This is a genomic window from Pseudoselenomonas ruminis, from assembly GCF_008271295.1.
Taxonomy (GTDB): Bacteria; Bacillota; Negativicutes; order Selenomonadales; family Selenomonadaceae; genus Selenomonas_A; species Selenomonas_A ruminis.
Genome location: NZ_VTOY01000002.1, coordinates 220,257 through 244,796, shown reverse-complemented (window position 1 = coordinate 244,796; position 24,540 = coordinate 220,257). Strand labels below are relative to the sequence as shown.

Here is a 24,540-nt window from a genome sequence, read left to right as displayed (position 1 = left end):
TGTGGTATGATATAAGGAGTATAATTTCGGTAAGTATGTCGTTTCACGACAGGAGTGATATAGAGGAATGAAGAAAAGACGATACGAGACGCAAAAGCATATTACCGCATTGGCTATGTTTATGCTTTTTATTTTGGGAGTAGTCGTCTTGCGCTATGGCTGGCTGCAGCTGGTACAGGGAAATGAGCTGTCGGAGCGTATGAAAAATCAGGTAGGCCATGATTATGCCATCCAGTCGCCGCGCGGCGCCATCATTGACCGCAATGGGCGCGAGCTGGCGGTTAGTACCATGACGAAATCCCTGTACGTGGATCCGAATCATGTGGATGATCCGCAGGCTTTGGCGGCGGATTTGGCACCGCTGATTGAGAAAACGGAGCAGGACGTTCTCGATGATATTGCCGTGGGCGGCGGTTTTGTCTGGGTCAAGCGACGCATGGAACAGTCGGAATATGAGGCAGTGCGGGCACTCATCAAGGAGAAGGGCTATTCTACCTGTCTTGGGTTCCGCGATGAGGCAAAGCGCTATTACCCCAACGATGTTTTAGCGGCCAATGTCCTTGGCTTTGTCGGTACGGACGACAAGGGACTTGACGGGGTAGAACAGGCACTGGACAGCCTGCTGAAGGGGGAAATCAGGGAAAAATATCTGACGACAGACCGCCGGGACCGGCCGATTCTCGATTCGATCTTTTCCAGCAGCCGCCATTACCGTGGCGATTACTGCAAGACGGTTGAGCTCACGATTGACAGTGGTATCCAGTTCATTGTCGAGCAGGAACTTGACCGGGCCGTGGCAGAGAACCGGCCAAAGTCCATTACCTGCGTAGTCATGAATCCAAAGACCGGTGAGGTTTTGGCGATGGCATCGCGTCCGTCCTATAACCCGAATAAGTTCTGGGACTACAAGCCAGAGGTTTGGAAGAACCGGGCGGTGTCGTTTATTTATGAGCCGGGTTCGACCTTTAAATCCGTGGTGGCCGGTGCGGCCCTGCAGGAACAGGTGGTTACGCCGAATCAGGTCTTTGTCGATCCGGGGTATGTCATGGTGTCGGGGCGCCGCATCCAGAACTGGAGCGGTACGAGCTTTGGTACGGTCACGTTTACCGATGTCGTCAAGCAGTCGCTCAACACCGGTTTTGCGCAGGTAGGCCTGCGGCTGGGAGCAGACAAGATTACGGAATATGCGAAGAAGTTTGGCTTCGGTGAGGCCACGGGCATTGATTTGCCGGCTGAGGAGAGTGGTATTCTCTTCGACCCCGAGCAGATGCGCGACTCGGATATTGCTACGATGTCGATTGGCCAGAGTATCGCCGTGACGCCGCTTCAGCTCGTGACGGCGATGTCGGCGATTGCCAATGATGGTGTATTGTTGAAGCCGCATATCGTCAAGTCCATCCGCAATGCGGACGGCTCGGTTTATGAGGAGCGCAGTCCGCAGGAGGTACGCCGTACGATTGAATCGGCTACGGATAAGACGCTCGTTGGCCTTTTGGAGCAGGTCGTCGCCAGTGGCGGTGGTGCCAAGGCTGGCGTCAAGGGTTACCGCATTGCAGGTAAGACGGGTACAGCCCAGAAAATCCGTGAGGATGGTGCCGGTTATATGGAGGGGCGTTATATTGCCTCGTTCTGTGGTTTTGCACCAGTTGAGGATCCGCAGCTGACGGTTTTGGTCATGATTGATGACCCGAGCCAGGGCAACTATTACGGCGGTCAGATTGCGGCGCCGGTAGCCAGCCGGATTTTCTCGCAATTGTTCCGCTATCTGCGGATTGCTCCGTCCAGCGACCCGTTTGCGGGCATGGACCCGCCCAAGACGCCGCAGCCGAAACCGATAAAAGGCTATGAAGGCGTTGTGCCGGACGGGATGATTGTCATGCCGGACTTCACAGGGAAAAGTCTCCGTGAGGCGGCGCGTCTTGCCAGCGACAAGGGCCTGAGCTTTGAAAGCGAGGGGTCAGGTTTTGCGACCGGGCAGAGCATTCCGCCGAATACGCTGGTGGATAAAGGCCGCGGCATTGTCGTGTATTTTAAACCTGAATAGTGATAGGAAAAAGTCTTCCGTTTTCGGGAGGCTTTTTTTGTGTCCGTGTAAAATAAAACTTTCACAAATGATAAAAAACAAGGAAATTTGGAACAAAAAACGAATCTAGACAATAGGAAAAATGAGGAGGTGGCTGGATGAAACAAGAGGAAGGTCTGGTCGTGAAGGTCCAGGATGGTCTGGCCAGCATCAAGGTGGGGCGTCATGCGGAGTGTTCTGGCTGTGGCGCCTGTCCCTCAAGCCGTCAGGTGATGGTAGAAGCCGTCAATCGAATCGGCGCCCAGCCAGGACAGCGCGTGCGGTTTGCCATGCAGGAAGCCCATGTGCTGACAGGAGCTTTCGTCGTGTTTGTACTGCCGCTGTTGTCGGCGGCGGTGGGAGCCGTGCTCGGCTGGCAGCTGGCGATTGGCATTGGGGAGGACTATCCGTTTTGGGCGGAAGCTGGCGCGGGCTTTTTTTTCGTTTTGTCGCTATTCACAATCCGGTTATTTGACCGGCAGGTGGCAAAGCAGCAAAGGATGAAACCGGTAATCGTAGAGATTTTGGATGATTGACCGTTTCAGATATTTTAGGGAGCTATGAGGTGATTGTTCATGTTCAGGAGTTTTCTAGGCGGGATTCATCCGCATGATGGCAAGGAGCTGGCAAAGGATAAGCCTATCGAGGTGATGCCGGCGCCGGCCGAAGTTGTCGTACCGATGAGCCAGCATATCGGTGCGCCTTGTGCGCCATGTGTGAAGGTTGGTGATCTCGTAAAGCGGGGAGAGCTTATTGGCACGAGTCCGGCTTTTATGCATGCGGATATTCATGCCCCGGTATCCGGTAAGGTCATCCGCATTGAGGAGCGTCCGCATTCGGGGCGCATCAGCTGTCAGGCAGTCGTGATTGAAAACGATGGCGAGGACAGCTGGGCTGATGGTTTGCCGCTGGCGCGGGATTGGCAGGCGATGACGAATGAGGAGATTCTAACCGCCATCCAGTCCGCCGGTATTGTCGGTATGGGGGGAGCGACGTTCCCCGCACATATCAAGCTTAAACCGGCGAAACCAGTGGATATATTGATTCTTAACGGCGCAGAGTGTGAGCCGTATTTGACAGCGGATTACCGGCTGATGCTGGAGATGCCGGCAAAGATTGTGGAAGGGGCACAGATTCTTGCCCGGGTGCTGGGTGTCAAACGCAGTGTAATCGGCATTGAGGATAACAAACCTGAGGCGGCTGCCGCCATGAAAAAGGCCTGCGAGGGCACGGAAATTGAGGTGGCGGCACTGAAGACGAAGTATCCGCAGGGCGCGGAGAAAATGCTGATTAAGGTTATCGCAGACCGTGAGGTTCCCATGGGGGGCCTGCCGATGGATGTGGGGGCTGTGGTGCAGAATGTCGGGACTGTGGCGGCAATTGATGACGCCGTAGTGCGCGGCCTGCCGCTTACGGAGCGCATTATGACGGTTTCGGGCGATGCAGTTGCTGAGCCGAAGAATCTATGCGTGCGCATTGGCACGAAGTACAGCGACGCCATCGCGTTCTGCGGCGGGTTTAAAGAAGAGCCGGACAAATTGCTCGCGGGCGGCCCGATGATGGGCATGGCGCAGTTTACCGAGGAAGTTCCGGTGATGAAGGGCTCGTCTGGTATTCTGGCATTGACGCGCAAGCTTACGGAACATGGCCCGGAAATGAACTGTATCCGCTGCGGGCGCTGTGTCAAAGCCTGCCCGATGGGGCTGGTGCCCAGCATGCTTTCGATTTTGTCGCAGCGTCAGGACTTTACTGCCTGCCGTGATTCGTATGGTCTGATGAATTGCGTGGAGTGTGGCTGCTGCACCTATATCTGCCCGGCGAAGCGGAATATCGTGCAGTATATCCGCAATGCCAAGGGATTTGTGCGCGCTGAGATGGCAAAGGCCAAAGCCAAGGCGGAGCAGGCGAAGAAAGAGGGGGCGAAGGCATGAGTGAGTATACGATTTCCAGTTCCCCGCATATTCGCGATGGCGAGACGATTTCGGGGATTATGTGGCGCGTAAATGCAGCGCTGCTCCCAGCGGCGGCGTTTGCCGTTTGGTGGTTTGGCGTTCCGGCACTTGTCAATATGGTAGTAGGTGTCGTCTTTGCCGTGGCGTCGGAATACGTCTGGCAGAAGGCCATGCATCAGCCGGTCACGGCTTTTGATGGCAGTGCCTGTATAACGGGCCTGCTATTGGCGATGTCGATGTCGCCTGTCCTGCCGCCGTATATGGTGGCAATTGGCTCGGTACTGGCTATTGTCGTAGCCAAACAGTCCATGGGTGGTTTGGGGTTCAATATTTTCAACCCGGCCCATATCGGCCGCGCGGCGCTGATGGTCTCCTGGCCGGTGGCGATGACCACCTGGACGAAGATGCAGGATATGCGTGCTGGTGTTGATGCTATGACCAGTGCAACTCCGCTGAATATCCTCAAGCTGCAGGGGTATGATGCGCTGTTATCGACGTTTGGCGGACAGGCTAATCTGTATTGGAATATGTTTATCGGAACCCGCAATGGTTCATTGGGGGAGACCAGCACGGTATTACTGCTTATCGGTGGACTGTATCTGATTGGAAAAGGGTATGTGAATTGGATCGTACCGGTAGTTATGATTGGTACGGTGGGGGTATTGACCTTCGTCTTTGGTCCCGCAGGGCTGTTTTCCGGGGATCCGCTTTTCCATATGATGGCCGGGGGATTGATGCTGGGGGCGTTCTTTATGGCTACGGATATGGTTACGATTCCGATGACCGTCAAGGGACAGGTTATCTTTGCCATCGGGGCTGGAGCTATTACGGTGTTGATTCGTCTTGTGGGCGGTTATCCAGAGGGGGTCTGCTATTCGATTCTCTTGATGAATGCGTTGACGCCGCTGATTGACCGCTTTACCAAACCGCGTATCTTTGGGGCTGGAGGTGACAAGTGATGGCTGAGGAACATTCGATTGTGAAGATTGCTTCGAATCTGGCAATGGCCTGCTTTATCTCTGGCGTGGTCATTGGTTCGGTCTATTACGTGACGGCTCCGGTGGCGGCGCAGAAGGCGGAGCTGATGAAGCAGGAATCCATGAAGGCTTTGGTCCCCGAGGCGGAGTCTTTTGAGGAAGTGAGCGGTCATGAGGGCTGGTTTGCCGCGAAAAAGGACGGCAGGATCACCGCCTATATCGTCCCCAGTGAGACGAAGGGGTATGGCGGCAAAATCAAGCTGCTGGTAGCGGTGACGGTGGACGCCAAGGTCATCGATTACAATATCCTGGAACACAACGAGACGCCGGGTCTCGGTGATAATGCTCAGAAGCCCGCCTTCCGGCAGCAGTTCGCTGGCAAGGAAAGGGAACATCTTGTGGTCACGAAGGACCCTGCGGATAAAGAGGACATTCAGGCGATGACCGGTGCGACGATTTCCTCGCGGGCAGTGACGCGGGGAGTCAAACAGGCTGTCGAGGAAGTGGCAGCTTTGCAGGGAGGAAAATGACATGAAGGAATTATGGAATATCTTCAGCAAAGGCCTCGTGGCTGAGAATCCGATTTTTATCCTTGCCTTGTCGCTTTGCCCGGCTTTGGCTGTGACTACAACCGTCATCAACGGCCTTACGATGGGGCTTACGGTTACCTTTGTCATTACGACGAATAACGTGGTAGTCTCCATCGTGCGGAATTGGGTAAATCCCAAGGTACGCGTGCCGGTTTATATCACTTCAATCGCGACAATTGTTACGGTGGCCCAGCTGGTCTTGCAGGCGTATTTCCCGGAGCTTTACAAGGCGCTGGGAATCTATTTGGCGCTGGTGGTCGTTTTTGCCATCATTTTGGCCCGGGCGGAAGTCTATGCGTCCAAGCATGGTGTGGTGAAATCCTTTGCGGATGGTTTTGGCATGGGGTGCGGGTTTACGCTGGCCATGCTGATTATCTCGGTGATCCGTGAGCTTGTCGGTGCTGGGACGATTCTGGGAATGCCGGTGTTCGGTGACGGCTATAATCCGATGCTGATGATGGTACTGCCGCCAGGGGCGTTTATCCTGATTGGTTATCTGGTAGCGGCAACGAAAACTTGGAACAAACACGTAGAGGAAAAGAAGGCGAAGGAAGCGCGCCGCATGGAGTTGATGAAGGGAGCTGAGTCGTAATGGCAGAATATCTTACCTTGTTTATCGGCGCAGTTGTCGTCAACAACTTTGTGCTGACAAAGTTTCTGGGGCTTTGCATTTTCTTTGGGATTTCCAAAAATCTCAGTGCCTCCGTGGGCATGGGCATGGCGGTTACTTCAGTTATGACCATGAGTTCGATCTTGGCTTGGATTGTGTACTTTTTTGTGCTGCAGCCCTTGGGACTGACGTTTCTTACGACGATTGTATTCGTCGTGCTGACGGCAAGTTTTGTGCAGCTGCTGGAACTCATCATCAAGAAGCAGGCCCCGGCACTCTACAATATGTGGGGCATTTATCTGCTGCTCATTGCTACGAACTGTATCGTGCTGGCGGTGCCGCTTCTCAATGTGGAGAACAGTTACAGCCTGCTCAAAAGCATTGTGTTTGCTATTGGCTCAGGACTGGGCTTTGCGCTGGCAATTATCCTGATGGCATCGCTGCGGGAAAAGCTGGCCTATGCCGATGTTCCGAAACCGCTTGAGGGAATTGGTATTGCCTTTATTTTGGCAGGAATGCTTTCGCTGGCGTTTCTGGGCTTTTCGGGAATGCTGTGAGGGGGCGCGTGAGCAATGATAAATACTGCGATTATGATTATTGTCGTGCTGGTGAGCGTCGGTACGTTCTTTGGCGTGGTGCTGGCACTAGCCGATAAACGATTTGCGATGGAGGTGAATCCGCTCATCCACGAGGTAGAGGACATCCTGCCCAAGGGACAGTGTGGCGCCTGTGGCTATGCCGGCTGTGCCAAGTATGCGGAGGCTGTTGTCGAGGATGAGAATGTGCCGCCGAATCTCTGTGTGCCGGGCAAAGCCGCCGTAGCCGAAAAGGTGGCAGAACTTACGGGGAAAAAAGCTGAGGCCGCCGAACCAAAATATGCGCAGCTGAAATGCCGCGGTACGAAAACGGCGGCAGTAATGGCGGCTAGATATGAGGGCATTCATGACTGTGCGGCGGCAAAACTCATTCAGGGCGGGCCCAAGGGCTGCAAATATGGTTGCATCGGTTTTGGCAACTGCGTGCGCGCCTGCCCGTTTGGGGCGCTTTCGATGGGGGCAGACGGACTGCCGGTGGTCGATAAGGCAATCTGTACTGGCTGTGGAAAATGCGTTTCGACCTGCCCGCAGGCCCTCTTGACACTCCAGAGTTTTGCGGCGCCGGTACAGGTCGCATGCAGTTCGCACGACAAGGGGCCAGTGGCCAAGAAACTCTGTCAGAATGCCTGCATTGGCTGTGGTCTCTGCATGCGCAGCTGTGAACACGGCGCTATCAAGATTGACCGGTTCGTGGCCGTGGTGGATCAGGAAATCTGCAAGACCTGTGATAACCCCACCTGTCTTGCCAAGTGCCCGACCAAGGCGATACAGGAACTGGTGGCCGGGTGCATGATGAAGGAGGTGGTATAATACAATTATTAATTGAAGTAAAGGACTGATTGGATGAATACTGAAATGGAAGAATTGCTGGATTTTATTGGCGAATGCCCGACGCCATTCCATACGGTGCAGGCAAGTGCGATGCGGCTTCGGCTGGCAGGTTTCCGGGAGCTTTCGCTGGCGGATTCCTGGCAGCTTGAGCGGGGGGGAAAGTATTTTGTAACGGTATATGATTCGACTTTGCTGGCATTTGTGGTGGGCGAGTCGGAGGGACCGCTTAGAATGGCGGCGGCGCATACGGATTTTCCGTGCTTTCGGCTGAAGCCGCAGGCTGGCATGGTAAAAGAAAAATGCGGCCTGCTGAATGTCGAAAAATACGGCGGCCTGATTTTGCGCACCTGGCTCGATCGGCCCCTGTCGTTAGCAGGAAAAGTTGTAATCCGTGGCGAAGATGCCTTTAATCCGGAAATCCGGCTTGTTGATTTTGAGCGCCCGCTGGTGACAATTCCGAGTTTGGCGATTCATATGGACCGGGAGGTGAATGACGAGGGGAAACTAAATGCCCAGACGGATATGCTGCCGCTTGCGGCTGCATTCGGTGGAGCTGAATCTTCGGAGGAGGAAAACGATGCCAAGGCGTTCTTTTTGGACTGGCTGTCAGCGGAACTGGATACAGCTGCTGAGGATATCCTTTCCTATGAGTTATCGCTCTACCCGGTGGAAAATGGCTGCACGGTGGGGCTGCATGAGGAAATGTTGTCTTCGCCGCGCCTTGACAATCTCACTTCGGTAAAAGCCTGCCTCGATGGGATCAGTGCAGTGGAATCCTGCGACGGGGTGCGGCTCATTGCCCTATTTGACAACGAAGAAGTAGGCAGCTGTACGAAGCAGGGAGCGGCATCGGCTGTACTTATGCAGGTACTGCAGCGCATGTACACTTCCCTGGGAAAAGAGCAGGAAGACTTGTTGCGGGATATCGCCGCCGGATTCATGCTTTCGGTTGATGTGGCTCATGCCGTTCATCCAAACTATGCCGACAAAACTGATCCGTCGGTCCGGCCGGTGCTTGGCGGCGGCCTTACGCTGAAACAGGCTTGCAGCCAGTCTTATGCCGGTGACGCCGAGGCGGTGGCGGTGATTCGCGGGCTTTGCGAGGCAAAGGGCATTAAATGGCAGCAGTTCGTCAATCGCAGTGACAGCCGTGGCGGCTCGACCCTTGGTTCGCTGGCATCGGCATTGGTTCCCATGCGCACAATGGATATTGGGGTGCCGATTCTCGCCATGCATTCAGCGCGGGAGACTATGGCTGCGGCAGATCAAGAGGCTTTGACGAAACTTCTTCAAGTGTTTATGACTGATTGATGTGTAATGTATACAGATATACTTTACAAATAGCGATATTTTTCATAACGTGCTTATTGATTGTGTATATATACTATGCTATAATTACATACATGATATGAAAAATATTGTATGAAAAAATGGACATAGGAGGCGTTTGTATGGACTTTGGTAAATTCAAGAAATTGGCAGCCATTGGTATGGCGATGGTCGTTTCAGCGGCGCTGCTCACAGGCTGCGGTGGCGATGACGGCGGCAAGAAATTCCTGAATATCGCGACGGGCGGTACAGCTGGTACGTATTATCCCATTGGCGGTGCAATGGCAGAAATCCTCAACAAGGATATCAAAGGTATGAACGCCAGTGCTCAGAGTACCGGTGCTACGGTGGCAAATATCAATATGCTGAAGGATGGCTCGGTGGATCTGGCTATTGTTCAGAATGATATTACCTATTATGCCGTAAATGGCACGGAGATGTTCCAGGATAAGAAAGTGGACAACATCCGCGGCATTGCTACGCTGTATCCGGAGACTTGCCAGTTTGTAACGCTGGACAGCTCGGGCATCAAGTCCATTAAGGATTTGAAGGGCAAGAAAGTCGCTGTTGGCGCAGCTGGTTCTGGTGCTGAGGCCAATGCCCGCCAGATTCTCGAAGCATATGGCATCACCTATAACGACATCGAAGTTCAGTACCTTTCCTTTGCAGAAGGTGCCAGTGCCCTCAAGGACGGCAACGTTGATGCAGCTTTCCTGACGGCAGGTTACCCGACGGCATCGGTGCAGGATATCAGTTCTCAGAACAAGATTCGCCTGCTGCCGGTAGACAGTGATAAGGCTGATGCTCTGATTGCAAAGTATCCGTTCTATACGAAGACGACGATTCCGGCCGGAACTTATGCAGGGTTCAATGAGGAAGTTCAGACGATTTCCGTTATGGCTATGCTGGTCGCTACGGACAAAGTGGATGATAAGCTTGGTTATGAGATTGCCAAGGCTATCTTCTCCAACCTTGACCGTCTGCAGGCTGCCCATTCCGTTGGCAAGCTCATCACGAAAGATGGAGCTATGAAGGGAATGTCCTTGCCGATGAACGCTGGTGCAGAGAAGTTCTTCAAGGAATAAGAAAAGGGATTAGCCTTCCTCAATCAAAATGAGGAAGGCTAATTATGTGAGGGGAATGTGATAAAATTGTGTTGGTGGAAACGGCCGGTGGTTTGGCTCTTTATTATTGGCATATTGCTGGGAAGTGCATATATTCTCAGCAGGCCGTATTTGTTTGTGAAGGCAGGCGGCAACCGCGTAGCGGTAATGCGGGCTGTCCCCGGTACGGAGTTTTCCATCCGCTTTATCCATTCGGTTCAGAAAACGCCGGTGGAGGAAAATCTGGCAGTTGATGCAGATGGCCGCAGTTTTGTCCTTCATTCTACGAAATATCAGTCCTTTGGTGTCGGCCTGCCTTTCCTGGAAGGAGAGGGAGATTTCCGGCAGGAGGGCGATTACTACATCATGGATAATATGGAGCGGCATTTTCCTGCCCTCACACTCCGGACCGGAGTCGGTACGAAGCTGACACTTTATCTGGAGGGGCGGGAATACCGTGTCTATGAATCATATCCACCGGGAACGCCGGTAGAAATCTATGTCAATTCACTAGGAAAGGGTTTGTTATCATGAAAGAGTCTGAAGCAAAGAGAGCCGAGGACGTCCTGAAGGAATTCGATAAAGAGTCCGATACCATGGAGTATACGGGCTTTATGGCGAAAATCGTGGCGGCTATTGCCATAGCGTTCTCGGTATTTCAGCTGTACACCGCTACTTTTGGCGTGCTGGATGCACAGCTGCAGCGTGGTATTCATCTTGGGTTTGGCTTGGCGTTGGTATATCTTTTATACCCGACTTGCAAATCTTGGTCGCGCCATAAAATTCACCCATTGGATTTGGTGTTGGCTGTCTTGGGGGCAGCTGCTCCTGCCTATATCATCTACGAATTTCAGAATCTCGTTTTGCGGGCGGGTACCGTTTCGGATGTCGATTTGGTCGTAGGTGCTGTGGGGATTTTGCTGGTCATTGAGGCTACCCGTCGTGTTGTAGGACTGCCGATGGTTTGCGTAGTCTTGGTGTTCCTGGGCTATGCTTTTGCTGGGCCGTACATGCCGGGCGTGTTGGCCCATCGCGGACTGACGCTTTCGCAGTTGGTCAGCCATCTGTATTTTACGACCGAGGGGATCTTTGGTATTCCTTTGGGTGTTTCTTCGACGTTTATTTTCTTATTTATCCTCTTTGGAGCATATCTGGAATCTACGGGGCTGGGGAAATTCTTCATCGATTTGGCCAATGCCATTGCCGGCTGGGCCAGCGGTGGTCCGGCCAAAGTGGCGGTGCTGTCTTCTGGCTTGATGGGAACGGTATCCGGTAGTTCGGTTGCCAATGTCGTTGGTACAGGGTCGCTTACGATTCCGATGATGAAAAAGCTTGGGTATCATAAGAACTTTGCTGGCGCTGTAGAGGCAGCAGCTTCCACGGGCGGTCAGCTGATGCCTCCAGTAATGGGCGCTGCAGCCTTTCTTATGGCAGAATTTGTCGGTGTGCCGTATATCGACATTGTCAAAGCGGCTGTGGTTCCAGCATTGCTCTATTTTGCTGGCGTTTGGCTGGGCGTCCATTTTGAGGCAAAGCGTAAGAACCTCAAGGGGATTCCGCGTGATCAGCTGCCCAAAATCCTGACACTTTTGAAGGAACGCGGTCATCTGGCTTTACCGCTGATCCTTATTGTCTATTTACTCGTGTCAGGGTATACGCCGATGCGGGCTGCGCTGGTGGCAATCGTCTTGTCCATTGTCTGCTCGGCCCTTCGCAAGTCAACCCGCATGAAGCCGATTGAGATTGTCCGTGGCTTGGAAAAAGGTGCCCGCAATGTCTTGGGCGTATTGGTAGCTTGCGCTGCAGCGGGTATTATCATTGGTGTAGTAACCAAAACAGGTGTCGGACTTAAATTGGCGTCTGGTCTGTTGGAATTGTCCGGTGGAATGTTGCTGCCGACGATGTTTTTCACGATGATTACGGCGATCATTTTGGGTATGGGCGTGCCGACTACGGCTAACTATGTCATTACGTCGACGATTGCGGCTCCGGCGCTCGTACAGATGGGTGTACCGGTTTTGGCGGCGCATATGTTTGTGTTTTACTTTGGCATCATTGCCGATGTAACGCCGCCGGTGGCATTAGCTGCTTATGCCGGGGCTGGCATAAGTGGTGGCAATGCGCTGAAAACGGGTGTCAATGCTTCGAAGCTGGCTATTGCGGCGTTCATCATTCCCTACATTTTCGTGCTGTCGCCGGTTATCCTGATGATGGAAGGGACGGCTGTCGACTTGCTGCTTTCAACGGTAACGGCGCTTATCGGCATGGTGGCATTGTCCTCGGCGCTCATTGGTTATCTGGCAGATAATTGCCGGGCGCCAGAACGCATTTTGCTGGTCGTTGGCGGCCTGCTGATGATTAAGCCGGGCCTTTTGACCGATGTTATCGGTATTGCCATCTTTGCGATAATCCTGTTGTTCCAGCAGCGGCGTAAACATCAGATACAGACTGTATAAAAGGAAAAGCCCCCGGATGTAAAATCCGGGGGCTTTCTGCGCCATCAGTTCATTTTTTACTGTACAGAGCCTTCCTCAGCACTGCAGAGCTCATAATGTCACTATGGCGGTCAAAAGCTGCCTGCATTTTTTGACCTAGTCCGACCGCATCAAGAAGGACATCCTCGGCTTTGGCTTGAAGCAGGAAAAAATCCTCCTCCAATAAAGCGAAGCTAGCGGTGGCCCGGTCAGCGTTTTGTTTATTCAAACCAAAACCTCCCGATAGAGCGTCGTCGGTCTGTGCAGGACCGCAAGTTTATTATAGAGGAAAGAATCAAGATATGCAATAAGAAACGATAAAATTTTTAAGAAACTTTTAACGATATAAATTTCCTTTTATTGCCTGAGATATCTTTACAATAGCCAATAGCATGTGGTATAATATTTTTGTTCGCAACGAACACGGAGAGGTGTCCGAGTGGTCGAAGGTGCTTGACTCGAAATCAAGTGTGGTTAATAGCCACCGTGGGTTCGAATCCCACCCTCTCTGCCATTGAAATCATTGGTCTCGTGAGTTTTCACGAGGCTTTTTTTGTGCGTGTTTTTGGGGTGTCTGTCGGGTAACTGTCGGGTAACTGTCGGGTAACAAGGGCGGCGGCAGGGGCGCCGAAACCTACTGTTATAGCACGGAAGGCGCGGGCGGAAAGCTCGCCACCTGCATCCAAACCCAGCTCGTCAAAAGCCTCGCGCCCCTCGACCAAGGCTACCGCGACCGCGGCGTCAAAGCCCACCCGAGTTTCTGCGTGCTCCGCAATACCACCAATAGGATCAGTTATGGGGGTGCCTTTTGGCGTGGCAGATACTGGCATTGTTTTTTGGAGTGGCTGCATGATAAAATAAAATCGTGTTATTTTGCGAAAGAGGTTGCTGTTTAATTAGATATTCGCTAAAAGGAGAAACAGCATGGATATACATATGGATGCTGAGCTAGGCAATTCATACCACAGCCCGCAGCAAAAGGCCCGGGTAATAAACGGAGGCATGGGCGGCAGACAATATGTACTGTGTGATGTGTGGGGCGCTGCACTTGAACGCTTTGAAAAATAACAAGCCTGTGGCAGATTTACAGTGTCCTCACTGCCATAATGTTTTTGAATTGAAAAGCCATAATGGCCCCTTTGGTAGTGTGATAACTGATGGGGCCTATGATACCATGATGGCAAGACTGGCAGATGACCATAATCCGCATTTGTTCGTTATGGAATATAGACGACCGGAGTATATGGTGGAAAATCTTTGGCTTATTCCCAAATACTTTTTTACCCCAGAAATCATTATTAAGCGCAAACCCTTGGGACAAAATGCTAGACGTGCAGGTTGGACTGGTTGTAATATTGCATGGAAAAATATTCCTTCCAAGGGAATTATTCCAGTTATCAGTCAGCAAGAAGTCATAGATTCGCAGCTTGTTTGTGAAAGGGTTTCTGCCACTGCTGCTTTAGCCGCTACCAAAATAAACTCTCGTGGCTGGCTGATGGACGTACTTTATTGTGTGGAGCAGTTAGGAAGGGAGCAGTTCTCCCTTCAAGACGTGTATGGCTACACCGATTATTTGCAAGAAAGGCATCAGGACAATCACAATGTTCAACCGAAAATACGCCAACAACTGCAAATTTTGCGTGACAAGGGCTACGTGGAATTTTTGGGCAGAGGTGAATATAGATTGAGGGACGAAAAAGGTATGGTAGAAAAGTCTGTGTTATGATAGGCTAAAATGAGTATTTATTAACGAGGACTACATTTTGCAGGATAAGCCCCATACAGGACTCATATTGAAAGTGGTTGAAGAAAACGGCAAAAGGATACAGTTGGTTTTGCGCCTGCATACGTCCAATGATAAGCCAGGCTACAAGAATTCTATCATATCGGCTTGGCGGATTAGCAAGACGCGTTGGGAAAGCTATGTACGCAATAAGCGGATTCTTTACAAACGGAACGCAGATTGATATAATATAAGTAACAATAGAGATTCTCTGAGGTGGTAAACTTCGTTGCGACCACACGCCGATGGCATGACAGGGGCAACCCGAGAGATGCGGGAGAGGCGACGCCCGCCGGAGAATCTCTTTTATTATGCAATTTATAATAATAAACAATAAAATATGCGATACAAAAGGAAAGAAGGCCAGTTTCGGAAAAGGTCTTCTTTTTTTGCGCAAAACCAATAAGATGAAGGTATTTGGGGGATTTGCTGGAAGAAACATATAAAAATTACGGCAGGATAAAACAATACTTGCGAGGTTTGGGGATCTTGTGCTATATTATTCAATGCCAAACGATCGAAAACGATCAAAAACAATAAGGCGGGAGGATCTGCATTGGACTTTTCCAAAACGAGGCGACTGGGCCACTCATGATGCCAAGTGGCGGGGGAATTGGTCGCACTATATCCCCCGCAATATTATGTTGCGTTATTCTAAGGAGGGCGATTGTGTCCTTGACCAGTTCGCCGGGGGCGGTACCACGATGGTGGAGGCCAAATTACTAAACCGTAATATTATTGGCGTGGATGTCAATGCTGTGGCACTAGAACGCTGCCGGGAAAAGACTAATCCCCATCCCTCGCAAGGCGGGCGGCTGACAAGTCAATTTGACTGGTCAGCCGCCTGTTTTGGTGGAAACGATTTTGTGCCTGTGTAAATCGTGTTATAATAAAGGCACAAATGAGAAGATGGTATTCGGTCACGATTATCACCGATGAAAGAGCCTGCAGGCTGGTTACCTGTAAGGCTCTTTTGCTTGTATATTATACGTCATTGGCGTATAATATAGATATGGAAAAAGAATTGATACCTCAGGTCGTAGCTGAACAATTAAAAGCAGTCTTCCGGGAAAAGGAGGAAATCCACCATGAGTAAAATGTCTTTTGCTGCATCCGAAATCCTTGAGGGGCTTAATGAGGCACTGCAGGATGCCAAGGGAATCCCTGTCGAAGGGGTAAAAAAGACGGTTGTCTATCAAGTAAAACCGAAAGAAGTTCGTGAGCATCTGAACATAACCCAGCAGGAGTTTTCCAAAGCCTTCGGCATCCCCTTGGCAACGCTCCGCAATTGGGAGCAGGGCCGCAGGAAGATTGATGCTACTGCTGCATCATATCTAAGAGCCATCCTGCGCTATCCACGTGAAATCATGGCAGCGCAAAGCTGATCGTTATTTTCTTATATTCCAACTTGTCATGACACAGCGTTTATATCAACCAAAAGGTACTAACCATAGCGTTATGGTAGTGCCTTTTTCTATATCTTGATATGTCGGTGTGTGATAGAGGAGTGCCAGTGACACTTAGATGGTGGATGTGGATGCGTCCACCAAAGCAGGAACGCAGCCGGGGGCGTCTTCTTACGTCAGTCTACATCGAGTCATCCCATACAGCGATGCACCCACCCGCCCAGCCCTGCAGCTCACCAAGAGAGGCTGGCCGCGACGTATCATCGGTCTCGTGAGTTTTCACGAGGCTTTTTTTTGTATTCTGTCCCTTGGGCTAACCAGGAGATATAACAATCCACCAGTAAACACCGCTGGCAAAAGTCAGCCGTAGAGGGAGAAGGGGCGTCCAAGACCAATGGACGGCCCTTCGTATTTCCATGCGCGAGACATATATCATTGCCAGGGAGGAAGTTGCGTCTGTAATGGAGAATAAGGTCATTAAAATTTTTGACAGGAAAAGGTGGGGAGAAGATGTGCAGGTTGTCGAGAAATTTATTGGGAAAATTTTGTCTGGCAATAATGGTTGTCCTTGCTGCTTGGGTATGGTGCGGTAAACTTAGTGTTTATTCGCAGGCTGAGGCAGCGAATCAGGCAGGGGGGAACTGGCTGATTTATTGGTATATTTGCGGCGCTGATCTGGAATCAAAAAATGGATTTGCTACAACTGATTTAATTGAGCTTACGAAAGTAAAGCTTCCACCCAATGTCAGGGTGTTTATACTTACTGGTGGAGCTGATAAGTGGCAAAATGATATGATGAAGCCGGGAGAACTTGGGCTGTATCTATATGATAGTAATGGGATTAAGGAAATAGGCCGCTATGAAGATGCCGATATGGGGGCTGCCAAAACATTGGAGAGTTTTTTGACTGTGGGCAAGGGGGCTTTTGCTGATGAGAATTTGCGCCTGGCCTTCGTATTTTGGAATCATGGTGGTGGCAGTGTGGGCGGTGTTTGCCAGGATGAGCGCACTGGAAATTCCCTTAGCCTGAATGATATTACCAACGCCTTTACGAAGGTATATGGCGCTTCGGAGTCCAATCCACCATTTGAAATGATTGGTTTTGATGCCTGTATGATGGCTAGTTATGATACCGCCAACGCCTTGAAGGGAATATCCCGCTATATGACGGCCTCTGAAGAACGAGAGCCGGGGAACGGATGGGATTATACCAGATGGGTTGGGGCTTTAGCCCATAATCCTTACATGAATGGTGCTGAATTAGGAAGGGTTATCTGCGACAGTTACATGAAGGGCTGCCGCGAGTACGGGGCAGCTGATTTGGCTACTTTGTCGGTGATTGACATAAGTAAGATTCCTGCCTTGGGAAGGGCTTATGAAAACTATGGAATAGAAGCCTTGAAGCTGGCCGCAAATAACGCGGGAGGATTTTTCTCGGAATTTGGCCGCAGTGCCCAGACGGCGGAAAATTATGGCGGCAATAACAAAGAACAGGGATATTCCGATATGGTGGATTTAGGGGATTTGGCCAGCAGGACTACCGGATTGTTGCCACTGACCTCCAGGGGGCTGATGAATGCCGTAGACAATGCGGTGGTATATAAAGTGCAAGGGAAGTACCGCAGCCGGGGAAATGGTATTTCTGGTTTTTACGCTTATGATGGCGACCGGACGGTGTTGGAAAAATATTTAGAGCAGAAGGCGGTGCCGCTGTCACAGAAATGTTTGTATCATTATATGCTTTCGGGGGTGTTTTCCCAAGAAGCCAAGGATTTGGTGGCTAAAGGTATTTCACAAGACATTTCTACCGTTCCGAAGGTGCATGAAGACGATGCCCAAGCTCAGCGTTTTTTTCCGGTGAAGGAGCTGGAGGATAAGTTTGTCGATATTGACTCTAATGGAGATGCCTTTGTCACCTTGACCAATAGGGAAATGGATATGCTTTCTAGTGTTCACTGCCAGTTAGTTTATGTTTCGGAAAAAGATGATATTCTGCTGGTTTTGGGAAGTGATTCCAATATTGTGGCGGATTGGGACAAGGGCGTGTTCAAGGATAATTTCTTTGGCAAGTGGCCGATGTTGAATGGACATCCTGTTTATGTGGAAATCACGGCGGAGGATGATGGGTATAATCTCTATGCGGTGCCGATTAAGTTGAATGGGGAAAGATGCAATTTGGAGGTAGCTTATAACTACAAGGATCAAAAATATCATATTCTTGGTGCGCGTAAAGGGATAGACAGCAGCGGCATGGGAAGCCGTAATCTGGTTCAATTGAAACGGGATGACCGGATAACCACCATTCATTATGCTATGATACTTTCAGGTAATGACACTAATCCGCAGGAAGTGGAAGTAGATACATTTAGCGCTGGTGATAATCCAAGGGTTGCCGATGAGGATGTGGGAGATGGATTGTACGGATATTTCTTCGAATTTGTTACCCCGACAGGCAAAAGCGCCTTGTCCAATATGGTACAATTTACGATACAGAATGGAAAAATAACTACTTCAACTTAACTTCTGCACCAATCGTTGGATTCGCCTTTGTTGAGCATTGAAGGAAGTTTTATCATGAAAATGAAAAAAGCCAGCCGTCAAATCGGCTGGCTTTTGCTATATTGTCCATTTTGATAGCAGATATTCATCACGCAATGTGTTTGCATCATACGTTCTGTGGACTCGGTTAGTTTTTCGTCCCAATGTATCAGACAGTCTTCCATCTCTTGGATTTCTTGCTGTAATCCGGTCATGCTGTTACAGAGGTGACAAAGTTCAGCGAGAGATTTTTCCATAAGCTATCCCCTCCAACAGTATCTGTGATTCTCGATAACTGATGTTTATTAACTACTGCAATTATTATAAAACAATTAGAGGAGGATGGGAGTGTAATCTTGTACAAAGTTTAAAGAATATCTGTGATTTTTATACATTTACACTGGGATAGTGATGTTGCAGGAGAAATAAAAAGGAGCGCACAGACTGTAGTCTATGGCTCCTTGGCGTATCATCTGCATTCATCGGATGGCTTTCCACAGCAAGTCGGTGAATAGCCAACGATGATTAAAGGTTCAGTGCGTTGAGAAGAAGGCGGTAGGTGTTCGCACAAATCGGGCGATAGCCGCATTCAAACTCCATGAGGGTGGACGGCTTGATGCCGCATTTGAGTGCCAGCTGACGGCAGGTAAGACCCTGGTCAAGACGAGCTGTGCGGACTCTGGATATGTCGCGGAATGAACGGATGCTCAAAGAATTAACTCCTTTCTTGCTGTTGATGTCTTATTTTATAAGATAATTGCTATCATTAAACCATAAAATAGAGAGGGTGTCAATGACATTGGTCCGGACAAAAAAATAACAGGGCAGCTGGAAGGCTGCTCTGTTTTTTTCGCATTATTCTGCTGCTTTGACGACCTCTTTGCCATCATAGTAGCCGCATTCGGAGCATACATGATGAGGCATTTTCGGTTCGTGGCACTGCGGGCATGCTACGAAGCCCGGTGCTTCAAGTTTCCAGTTAGCGCGGCGCTGGTCGCGGCGTGCTTTGGAAGTTTTACGCTTTGGTACTGCCATGTTGATTTTCACCTCCGGAGTGAATCTTATTCCCTGTTAGTGAAATCCATGCAATGGGTTGATGCTGAATGGATTCATTTCACGTGGTTAATGTGCGTTGACACATGTTACTATGATACCCTTTTTCGTGCTATTATGCAAGTAAAATTTTCGGCAGGCATCAGTCTTTGCGGATGAAATCGGCAATCGTGCGGCGCGGTGGCGCGGCTGGTGCCGATGGGGAGGTGGTGGCAGCTGTGCTAAGACCTGGTATATGCGGGCGCGTTGCGGGGTGGGAAAGGCTGGAAAGTCCAGTGCGGGGCGCGCTGGCGTTGATGCTGGAAAGCGTCTGTACCCCGGAGGCGCTGGCGGACGGGGCTGCTGGCGCTTCATTGGTTTTGTCCAGTGAGGTCAGTTTGACTTCGAGGATATCGCCGTTTTTGACCGGATCCGTGAAATCAACCGGCAGGCCGTTTACGAGAATGGTAAAGGTCATGCGGCTGGTGGCAGCGGGCGGCTGGAAGTTGACGGCTAACAGCGCATCGCTGACAGTCGTAGCTGTGCGTTCGGATTTTACATAGGTGATTTCGCAGCCGTCATCAATCAGGGTGCCAGGGCTGGCTTTGCGGCCGTTTACCATGAGTTCGATGCTGGCGGACGGAATCTGGTATTCGTTGTTTTCGTAGTAGATGACAATTGAGGTGTCGGCATCGTTGACGTCGAGGACATCGCCGAGTTTTGGTTCTTCGTCGGCGATGTATTCGATGTGGTCCCCTTCGTGAATCGGCATCGAGATGCTGGCCGGAGCATCGTTTAAAAGAATTTCCGGTGTGCAGCTGTAACTGGAATCGCTGCCGTTGAGTTTGTAGTGGATTTTGCGGCCGGTCGGCGGGTAGCCAGCGGCCAGCAGTGCTTCGCCAAGGCTTTTGAATTCACGGCTTTCGATGACATCGCCGTCAGCCAGCAGCTGGTCAGCCGAGGCTTCTTTGCCGTTGATGGTGACGTGCTGGCGGATGTGTTTTTCCCGGCCGTTTACATAGATGGTATATTCCTGACCGGCGGTGACCAGGTCACCGAGGCGGACGGTCGGCGTAGTGCCGTTCTCGCCCGGGATGATGGTGATATGCGCGCCATCATGGATGACGGTATCGAGGTCGGCTTCTTCGTCGCCAAGCAGGATCTTGGCGAAGGTTCCGAGGGTGCCCGGGAAGAATTTCTTTTCGGTTCCAAGACTTACCATGAGGCCGAGTCCTGGATGGCCGTTGTATTTGCGCATGTTGATGCCGGCGTTCAGCAGGGCATCGGAGATGGTGAGCTCCCGGAAGTTGAACAAACTGTATTCTTCGTCGTTGACATAGACCGAGAGGAAATGCAGGGTGTTAAGGGAGGCAATCTTTAAGATGCCCAGCGGCGTGACGGCGTCGGGGGAGTGAAGTTCCTCCGGCAGGTCGGTGATGCCATCGACTTTGTCCGGTTTGCGGACTGCGACGCGGTTTTGCGGCATACCAAGTGCATCGGCAACGAAGGCGGCCAGATTCGGGGTCAGCGAACCGCCGCCGACGAGCATGACCGCCTGAGGGGCGTCGCCGTTGAGTTCGATGATTTGCTTGGAGATGGCAGCGGCCAGATTCTCGATGTTCGGCAATACCGGTTCGATGATTTCGTTGGCCGTGAGGTTATATTCCATGCCGAGGATGTCGGTGAAGGAGACGTCTTCGCCGTTTGAAGCGCGGCGTTTGATGTCTTCAGCCACGTTGAAGTCCAGCAGGAACCGCTGGCTGATGGCCTCGGTGACTTCATCGCCGGCCAGTGGGACCATGCCGTAGGCGATGACGGAGCCATTTTTGGTGATGGCAACGTCGGAGGTGCCGGCGCCGATATCGACGAGCACGAGATTCAGATGGCGCATGGTAGGCGGAATCAGTACGTTGATGGCGGCAATCGGCTCCAGTGTCAGGGCACGCATCTCCAGATTGGTGGCGTGAAGGGCGGACTGCATCGAGTCAATGACCTGACGGGGCAGGAAGGTGGCGATGACGACGGCCTTCGCTTTTTTGCCGCGCTGCCCGACGAGGGATTTGAGCTGGATGTCATCGAGAACGTAACGGATGGTGCTGTACCCTACGCAGTAGTAACGCGTGGGGTCATCCACGGTATGCGAATCGGTAAGCGCGGCCTGGGCGGCCTGCACGCCGGCAAAATCCAGATTGCGCTGCTGCTCGGCGGTGATGAGCCCGTTGACTTCCATTTCAGCTTCGGCTGTCATGGTGTAGAGGGCGCGGCCGGCGGCAGCAACGGCGGCGTTTTTAATCGGACCGGTCTTGGCTTCGAGCGATTCTTTGACTTTTTCGATAATGGCTGCGACCTGCGGTACATCGTGAATCTGGCCATCCAGCATGGCACGGGTTTTGTGCTCCAGCCGGTCGGTGGCGATGATGTGAAGCTGGTCGTCGCTTTCATCGTGTTCGGCTACGATGCCGATGACGCTGCGGGTACCGATATCCAGCGAGAAGATGCGCTCTCCCTTCGCTTTTTTGGACGCAGGTTCCTTGGCCTGCTTGGCTGCTTTGGCTGCTTTGGCTGTTTTGCTGCGCGCAGCAGTTTTCTTGGCCGGTGCCGTCGTTTTGGCGGCAGTTTTTGTTTTGGCCGGCTCTTTTATTGTAGGCATAAAAAAACTCCTTGTAATTTCAGAATTTAAAAGGTTATTTTACTTATTTCGCGAAGTATATAGAGGAATCCTGTTTTTAGCAGAAAATTTACGGGACATACAAACTAAAAAGAAGCGGGTGTGATTGTTATGACAGGAAATAAAGAAGTAATTACAGGTAGTGATTTCAAGCGCATGGTAAGTGGCGCTTACAGTGAGTTCCTGCTTGAGTATGAGACAATAAATGAGATGAAGGGGGCAGGACACCGCCCCGGCACGCATGTGCTCCGAACCATGGGGGCGGCGGTGATGCCGCTGCGGGATGTGAAGGATGACAGTATCGGCGGACTGGCCCGGCGCGTAGCATCCGGCGCGATTTTCGGCGCGCGTGGAAATGCCGGCGTGGTATTGGCGCAGATGTTCCGCGGTCTGGGGAAGGGCTTGTCGGGCAAATACAATGCAACGTCCTCAGAGTTTGGCAAGGCATTCCAGTATGGAATCCTCTATGCCCAGCGCGTGATTCCGGGCGAAAAGGAACGGCCTATCATCACACTGGCTAAGGCCGTAGCCAAAGGTGCTTATCATGCAGTCCGCGATAATAAGCCGATTTCGGAAATCCTTGAGGCGGCAATTGAGACCGGCGAAAAGGAACTCGCTAAGATTGGCTTGGAAGATGCCGGGGCGCGCATTATGTTCACGTTTCTCAAGGGGTGCCTCAAAGGTCTTGATGGCAATTTCGTTTCGCCTGCAGTCAGTCTGTCGCTGGGCTTAGAGGCGCAGCAGCCTGGTATGCCGGATCCGCGCAACGATGTGGTTCGTCCGTACTGCGTGCGCTTTACGGTGGGCAATCCGAAAGTGGACATGCAGGCCTTCAAAGAGCAGCTTAATGAGTATTCAAGCTTTGTGCTGGTGCAGCCAAAGGGGAGAGGGATCGCTGTTCATCTGCATACGGATCACCCGGGAAAGGTCATCGAGCAGTCGGTGGGCTGGGGGGCTATCAAGGATGTTCATGTCACGAATATGAGTGAAACGCACGAACTAAGTCCGCATGGAGCGCTGATCCCCGTGGCGATGCTGGCCGTGGCGGAGAATAAAGTCCAGGCCCGTGAGATGCAGGAATCCGGCATCAACATCATCGTGAGCGGCAGCGTTGACGACGGCCCGTCGGTGGCGGAGCTCGTCAGTGCCGCGCATAGCGACTTTGCCGATACCTATCTGATGATTTCCTGGAGCCGCGATTTCTGGCTGGTATTCCAGCAGGCAAAGCGTTTGGTAGGAAGCCGCGTGGAGCTGGTTCTCTGCGAAGATAAAAATCAGCAGGCCCGGGCAGTCAAGGCGTTTGACCCGTCAAAAACGGCGAAGGAAAATGCAAGCGCGATGACGCGGGCGGCAGAAAAAGAATAATGGCCGTTATTTCAGCAGGGATATCAGTTCCTTGGCGACGATAGCAGGCGAAATAGCATTCATGCAGGCATTGGTTTTATGCCTGCATTTTGTTTTGCAGCAGGCCGTGCAGTTGTGCGGGCTTAAGATAAAGTGATGACCGGCAGTCAGCGGCCCGTAAATGCTGGGATGGGTAGGTCCCCAGAGGGAAAGCGTGGTCAGTCCGACGGCTTCGGCAATGTAGAGCGGGCCGGTGTCGCCCGTGAGCAATAGGTCAGCCTCGGCAAACAGGGCGGCAAGTTCGCTAAGATTCGTTTCGCCGGCGATGGAAAGACTGGGACGGCCCAATTCCTGCTGTGCTTCCTTTATATAGGGCACGTCGTTGGGCGCACCGGTAAAGACAATCTGTACCGGTGGGGCGAGCTGGCGCAGGGCCAAGCCGAAGTTTCTGGCGGGCCAGTTCTTGTCTGGCCAGGTGGTGCGGGTGTTGACCAGCAGGAGCGGACGGCTTTTATTTCCAAGCTCGATGCCGTGATCCTGCCAGAATTCTTTCGCCCAGGCCCGCTGGCTGTCCGTAAGTGTCAGGACGAGCCCGGGCTGGAATTTATCCGCGGTTATGCCCAATGGCTCAAGGGCGGTCATATAGCGGCGGATTTTATGTGGTTCACTGGTGTCAGGGGCCATTTCGCTCATGAAGAGAAAATTGCCCTCGTGGCGTTCGTGGATACCGATGCGGCGGGGAGCGCCGCTGAGTTTGGTCAGAATGCCGCTGAGGAAAAGCCCCTGAATGTCTAAGGCAATGTCAAACTCATGCGCAGCGAGCAGGGCTTTGGCTTCTTTCAGACAGTGCAGGACGGTGCCCAATTTTTTCCGGGCGAAGGCTTTGTCGATGATGCGGCGGTCCCAGACTAAAAGTTCGTCGATATCGGGATTGTTTTTCAGCAGACTGTCAGCTGGTGGGCTTACCAACCAAGTGAGATGACAGTTTGGATAGATGCGTTTTAGGTTGTGGGTGACAGCAGTGGCATGCAGTACATCGCCGATGGCACTGAGGCGGACGATGAGAATGCGGGTGCCGTCTGCTGGTTCTATGTTTTTTTTCTGCATAAAATTCCCTTTTCCGGTTGGTTTTTCAGCCGGACCATAGTAGAATGAAAAGATGGGCTGCGGCCCATTTGACGATTAAAATGATAAGTTTATCTTAGCATAGCGAACCTCAGGGATTCAAGCATTCCCATGGTTTTT

24 protein-coding genes and 1 tRNA gene are annotated in these 24,540 nt (G+C 51.6%); 19 read left to right on the top strand and 6 right to left on the bottom strand.

The genetic code is table 11. The features are described 5' to 3' along the window. The first annotated feature begins 67 nt into the window (after positions 1–67). The 12 genes from FZ040_RS04855 (at position 68) to FZ040_RS04800 (ending at position 12,506) form a co-directional block, all read left to right on the top strand. A complete protein-coding gene (locus FZ040_RS04855; RefSeq protein ID WP_149170962.1) occupies positions 68–2,044 on the top strand; it encodes a penicillin-binding protein in 1,977 nt (658 codons plus the stop codon). A gap of 137 nt (positions 2,045–2,181) precedes the next feature. After that, positions 2,182–2,598 (top strand): SoxR reducing system RseC family protein, encoded by a 417-nt coding sequence (locus tag FZ040_RS04850; RefSeq protein WP_149170961.1) that lies wholly within the window; start codon positions 2,182–2,184, stop codon positions 2,596–2,598. A gap of 39 nt (positions 2,599–2,637) precedes the next feature. Then, on the top strand, positions 2,638–3,993 hold the full coding sequence (gene rsxC, locus FZ040_RS04845) for an electron transport complex subunit RsxC (protein WP_149170960.1): 1,356 nt from the start codon (positions 2,638–2,640) through the stop codon (positions 3,991–3,993). Next, the gene (locus tag FZ040_RS04840) at positions 3,990–4,973 is read left to right on the top strand and encodes an RnfABCDGE type electron transport complex subunit D (RefSeq protein WP_149170959.1); all 984 of its coding nucleotides are present in this window, start codon (positions 3,990–3,992) and stop codon (positions 4,971–4,973) included. Before rsxC ends, FZ040_RS04840 begins: the two co-directional genes overlap by 4 nt. Further along, positions 4,973–5,521: an RnfABCDGE type electron transport complex subunit G gene (locus FZ040_RS04835; protein WP_149170958.1), complete on the top strand. Its 549-nt coding sequence runs from the start codon at positions 4,973–4,975 to the stop codon at positions 5,519–5,521. Before FZ040_RS04840 ends, FZ040_RS04835 begins: the two co-directional genes overlap by 1 nt. A gap of 1 nt (position 5,522) precedes the next feature. Beyond that, complete coding sequence (gene rsxE, locus FZ040_RS04830) at positions 5,523–6,173, top strand: electron transport complex subunit RsxE (RefSeq protein WP_149170957.1); 651 nt, start codon at positions 5,523–5,525, stop codon at positions 6,171–6,173. After that, positions 6,173–6,748, top strand: coding sequence for an electron transport complex protein RnfA (locus FZ040_RS04825; RefSeq protein ID WP_033170468.1), 576 nt, complete (start codon positions 6,173–6,175; stop codon positions 6,746–6,748). Before rsxE ends, FZ040_RS04825 begins: the two co-directional genes overlap by 1 nt. Before the next feature lie 15 nt (positions 6,749–6,763). Beyond that, on the top strand, positions 6,764–7,597 hold the full coding sequence (gene rnfB, locus FZ040_RS04820) for an RnfABCDGE type electron transport complex subunit B (RefSeq protein ID WP_149170956.1): 834 nt from the start codon (positions 6,764–6,766) through the stop codon (positions 7,595–7,597). A 33-nt stretch (positions 7,598–7,630) separates the two neighbouring features. Continuing rightward, positions 7,631–8,929, top strand: a complete 1,299-nt coding sequence (locus FZ040_RS04815) for a M18 family aminopeptidase (RefSeq protein WP_149170955.1) — start codon at positions 7,631–7,633, stop codon at positions 8,927–8,929. Between the two features lie 140 nt (positions 8,930–9,069). Continuing rightward, positions 9,070–10,032, top strand: a complete 963-nt coding sequence (locus FZ040_RS04810; RefSeq protein ID WP_149170954.1) for a TAXI family TRAP transporter solute-binding subunit — start codon at positions 9,070–9,072, stop codon at positions 10,030–10,032. A gap of 156 nt (positions 10,033–10,188) precedes the next feature. Continuing rightward, the gene (locus FZ040_RS04805; RefSeq protein WP_439653907.1) at positions 10,189–10,584 is read left to right on the top strand and encodes a DUF1850 domain-containing protein; all 396 of its coding nucleotides are present in this window, start codon (positions 10,189–10,191) and stop codon (positions 10,582–10,584) included. Beyond that, complete coding sequence (locus FZ040_RS04800; protein ID WP_149170953.1) at positions 10,581–12,506, top strand: TRAP transporter permease; 1,926 nt, start codon at positions 10,581–10,583, stop codon at positions 12,504–12,506. Before FZ040_RS04805 ends, FZ040_RS04800 begins: the two co-directional genes overlap by 4 nt. 49 nt (positions 12,507–12,555) lie before the next feature. Here the strand turns inward: FZ040_RS04800 and FZ040_RS04795 are convergent, their stop codons facing one another. Further along, the gene (locus tag FZ040_RS04795; RefSeq protein WP_149170952.1) at positions 12,556–12,753 is read right to left on the bottom strand and encodes a hypothetical protein; all 198 of its coding nucleotides are present in this window, start codon (positions 12,751–12,753) and stop codon (positions 12,556–12,558) included. A 196-nt stretch (positions 12,754–12,949) separates the two neighbouring features. Here FZ040_RS04795 and FZ040_RS04790 point away from each other — a divergent pair. The 6 genes from FZ040_RS04790 (at position 12,950) to FZ040_RS04770 (ending at position 18,233) form a co-directional block, all read left to right on the top strand. Next, positions 12,950–13,038 (top strand) — tRNA-Ser (locus FZ040_RS04790). Positions 13,039–13,448: 410 nt separating this feature from the next. Further along, positions 13,449–13,592 carry a hypothetical protein gene (locus FZ040_RS13950; RefSeq protein WP_187620260.1) on the top strand — a complete coding sequence of 48 codons (144 nt, stop codon included), beginning with the start codon at positions 13,449–13,451 and terminating at the stop codon, positions 13,590–13,592. Beyond that, entirely contained in the window at positions 13,573–14,250 is a 678-nt protein-coding gene (locus tag FZ040_RS04785; protein WP_255448752.1) for a DpnI domain-containing protein, read from the top strand. Before FZ040_RS13950 ends, FZ040_RS04785 begins: the two co-directional genes overlap by 20 nt. Before the next feature lie 563 nt (positions 14,251–14,813). Next, entirely contained in the window at positions 14,814–15,185 is a 372-nt protein-coding gene (locus FZ040_RS04780; protein ID WP_255448751.1) for a DNA methyltransferase, read from the top strand. 210 nt (positions 15,186–15,395) lie between these two features. Continuing rightward, positions 15,396–15,692, top strand: coding sequence for a helix-turn-helix domain-containing protein (locus tag FZ040_RS04775; protein ID WP_149170950.1), 297 nt, complete (start codon positions 15,396–15,398; stop codon positions 15,690–15,692). 531 nt (positions 15,693–16,223) lie between these two features. Next, entirely contained in the window at positions 16,224–18,233 is a 2,010-nt protein-coding gene (locus FZ040_RS04770; protein WP_149170949.1) for a clostripain-related cysteine peptidase, read from the top strand. A 77-nt stretch (positions 18,234–18,310) separates the two neighbouring features. Here the strand turns inward: FZ040_RS04770 and FZ040_RS04765 are convergent, their stop codons facing one another. From FZ040_RS04765 to FZ040_RS04750, 4 genes are all read right to left on the bottom strand, one after another. Beyond that, positions 18,311–18,508: a hypothetical protein gene (locus FZ040_RS04765; RefSeq protein WP_149170948.1), complete on the bottom strand. Its 198-nt coding sequence runs from the start codon at positions 18,506–18,508 to the stop codon at positions 18,311–18,313. Between the two features lie 268 nt (positions 18,509–18,776). Beyond that, positions 18,777–18,962 carry a helix-turn-helix domain-containing protein gene (locus FZ040_RS04760; RefSeq protein WP_149170947.1) on the bottom strand — a complete coding sequence of 62 codons (186 nt, stop codon included), beginning with the start codon at positions 18,960–18,962 and terminating at the stop codon, positions 18,777–18,779. A 144-nt stretch (positions 18,963–19,106) separates the two neighbouring features. Further along, complete coding sequence (rpmF, locus tag FZ040_RS04755) at positions 19,107–19,286, bottom strand: 50S ribosomal protein L32 (protein ID WP_033171569.1); 180 nt, start codon at positions 19,284–19,286, stop codon at positions 19,107–19,109. A gap of 160 nt (positions 19,287–19,446) precedes the next feature. Next, the gene (locus FZ040_RS04750) at positions 19,447–21,933 is read right to left on the bottom strand and encodes a cell division protein FtsA (RefSeq protein ID WP_149170946.1); all 2,487 of its coding nucleotides are present in this window, start codon (positions 21,931–21,933) and stop codon (positions 19,447–19,449) included. 129 nt (positions 21,934–22,062) lie between these two features. On the opposite strand from FZ040_RS04750, the gene FZ040_RS04745 reads away from it, so the two are divergent. Continuing rightward, positions 22,063–23,316, top strand: coding sequence for a DAK2 domain-containing protein (locus tag FZ040_RS04745; protein ID WP_149170945.1), 1,254 nt, complete (start codon positions 22,063–22,065; stop codon positions 23,314–23,316). Positions 23,317–23,322: 6 nt separating this feature from the next. On the opposite strand, the gene FZ040_RS04740 is transcribed toward FZ040_RS04745, so the two are convergent. Continuing rightward, positions 23,323–24,402, bottom strand: coding sequence for a glycosyltransferase family 9 protein (locus FZ040_RS04740; RefSeq protein ID WP_149170944.1), 1,080 nt, complete (start codon positions 24,400–24,402; stop codon positions 23,323–23,325). Positions 24,403–24,540: the final 138 nt, after the last annotated feature.

What these genes read in the sequence shown, in the direction of transcription:
- FZ040_RS04855 (WP_149170962.1), top strand. Translation starts at nt 68, where the DNA reads ATGAAGAAAAGACGATACGAGACGCAAAAGCATATTACCGCATTGGCT.
- FZ040_RS04850 (WP_149170961.1), top strand. Translation starts at nt 2,182, where the DNA reads ATGAAACAAGAGGAAGGTCTGGTCGTGAAGGTCCAGGATGGTCTGGCC.
- rsxC (WP_149170960.1), top strand. Translation starts at nt 2,638, where the DNA reads ATGTTCAGGAGTTTTCTAGGCGGGATTCATCCGCATGATGGCAAGGAG.
- FZ040_RS04840 (WP_149170959.1), top strand. Translation starts at nt 3,990, where the DNA reads ATGAGTGAGTATACGATTTCCAGTTCCCCGCATATTCGCGATGGCGAG.
- FZ040_RS04835 (WP_149170958.1), top strand. Translation starts at nt 4,973, where the DNA reads ATGGCTGAGGAACATTCGATTGTGAAGATTGCTTCGAATCTGGCAATG.
- rsxE (WP_149170957.1), top strand. Translation starts at nt 5,523, where the DNA reads ATGAAGGAATTATGGAATATCTTCAGCAAAGGCCTCGTGGCTGAGAAT.
- FZ040_RS04825 (WP_033170468.1), top strand. Translation starts at nt 6,173, where the DNA reads ATGGCAGAATATCTTACCTTGTTTATCGGCGCAGTTGTCGTCAACAAC.
- rnfB (WP_149170956.1), top strand. Translation starts at nt 6,764, where the DNA reads ATGATAAATACTGCGATTATGATTATTGTCGTGCTGGTGAGCGTCGGT.
- FZ040_RS04815 (WP_149170955.1), top strand. Translation starts at nt 7,631, where the DNA reads ATGAATACTGAAATGGAAGAATTGCTGGATTTTATTGGCGAATGCCCG.
- FZ040_RS04810 (WP_149170954.1), top strand. Translation starts at nt 9,070, where the DNA reads ATGGACTTTGGTAAATTCAAGAAATTGGCAGCCATTGGTATGGCGATG.
- FZ040_RS04800 (WP_149170953.1), top strand. Translation starts at nt 10,581, where the DNA reads ATGAAAGAGTCTGAAGCAAAGAGAGCCGAGGACGTCCTGAAGGAATTC.
- FZ040_RS13950 (WP_187620260.1), top strand. Translation starts at nt 13,449, where the DNA reads ATGGATATACATATGGATGCTGAGCTAGGCAATTCATACCACAGCCCG.
- FZ040_RS04780 (WP_255448751.1), top strand. Translation starts at nt 14,814, where the DNA reads ATGCCAAACGATCGAAAACGATCAAAAACAATAAGGCGGGAGGATCTG.
- FZ040_RS04775 (WP_149170950.1), top strand. Translation starts at nt 15,396, where the DNA reads ATGAGTAAAATGTCTTTTGCTGCATCCGAAATCCTTGAGGGGCTTAAT.
- FZ040_RS04770 (WP_149170949.1), top strand. Translation starts at nt 16,224, where the DNA reads ATGTGCAGGTTGTCGAGAAATTTATTGGGAAAATTTTGTCTGGCAATA.
- FZ040_RS04765 (WP_149170948.1), bottom strand. Translation starts at nt 18,508, where the DNA reads ATGGAAAAATCTCTCGCTGAACTTTGTCACCTCTGTAACAGCATGACC.
- rpmF (WP_033171569.1), bottom strand. Translation starts at nt 19,286, where the DNA reads ATGGCAGTACCAAAGCGTAAAACTTCCAAAGCACGCCGCGACCAGCGC.
- FZ040_RS04750 (WP_149170946.1), bottom strand. Translation starts at nt 21,933, where the DNA reads ATGCCTACAATAAAAGAGCCGGCCAAAACAAAAACTGCCGCCAAAACG.
- FZ040_RS04745 (WP_149170945.1), top strand. Translation starts at nt 22,063, where the DNA reads ATGACAGGAAATAAAGAAGTAATTACAGGTAGTGATTTCAAGCGCATG.
- FZ040_RS04740 (WP_149170944.1), bottom strand. Translation starts at nt 24,402, where the DNA reads ATGCAGAAAAAAAACATAGAACCAGCAGACGGCACCCGCATTCTCATC.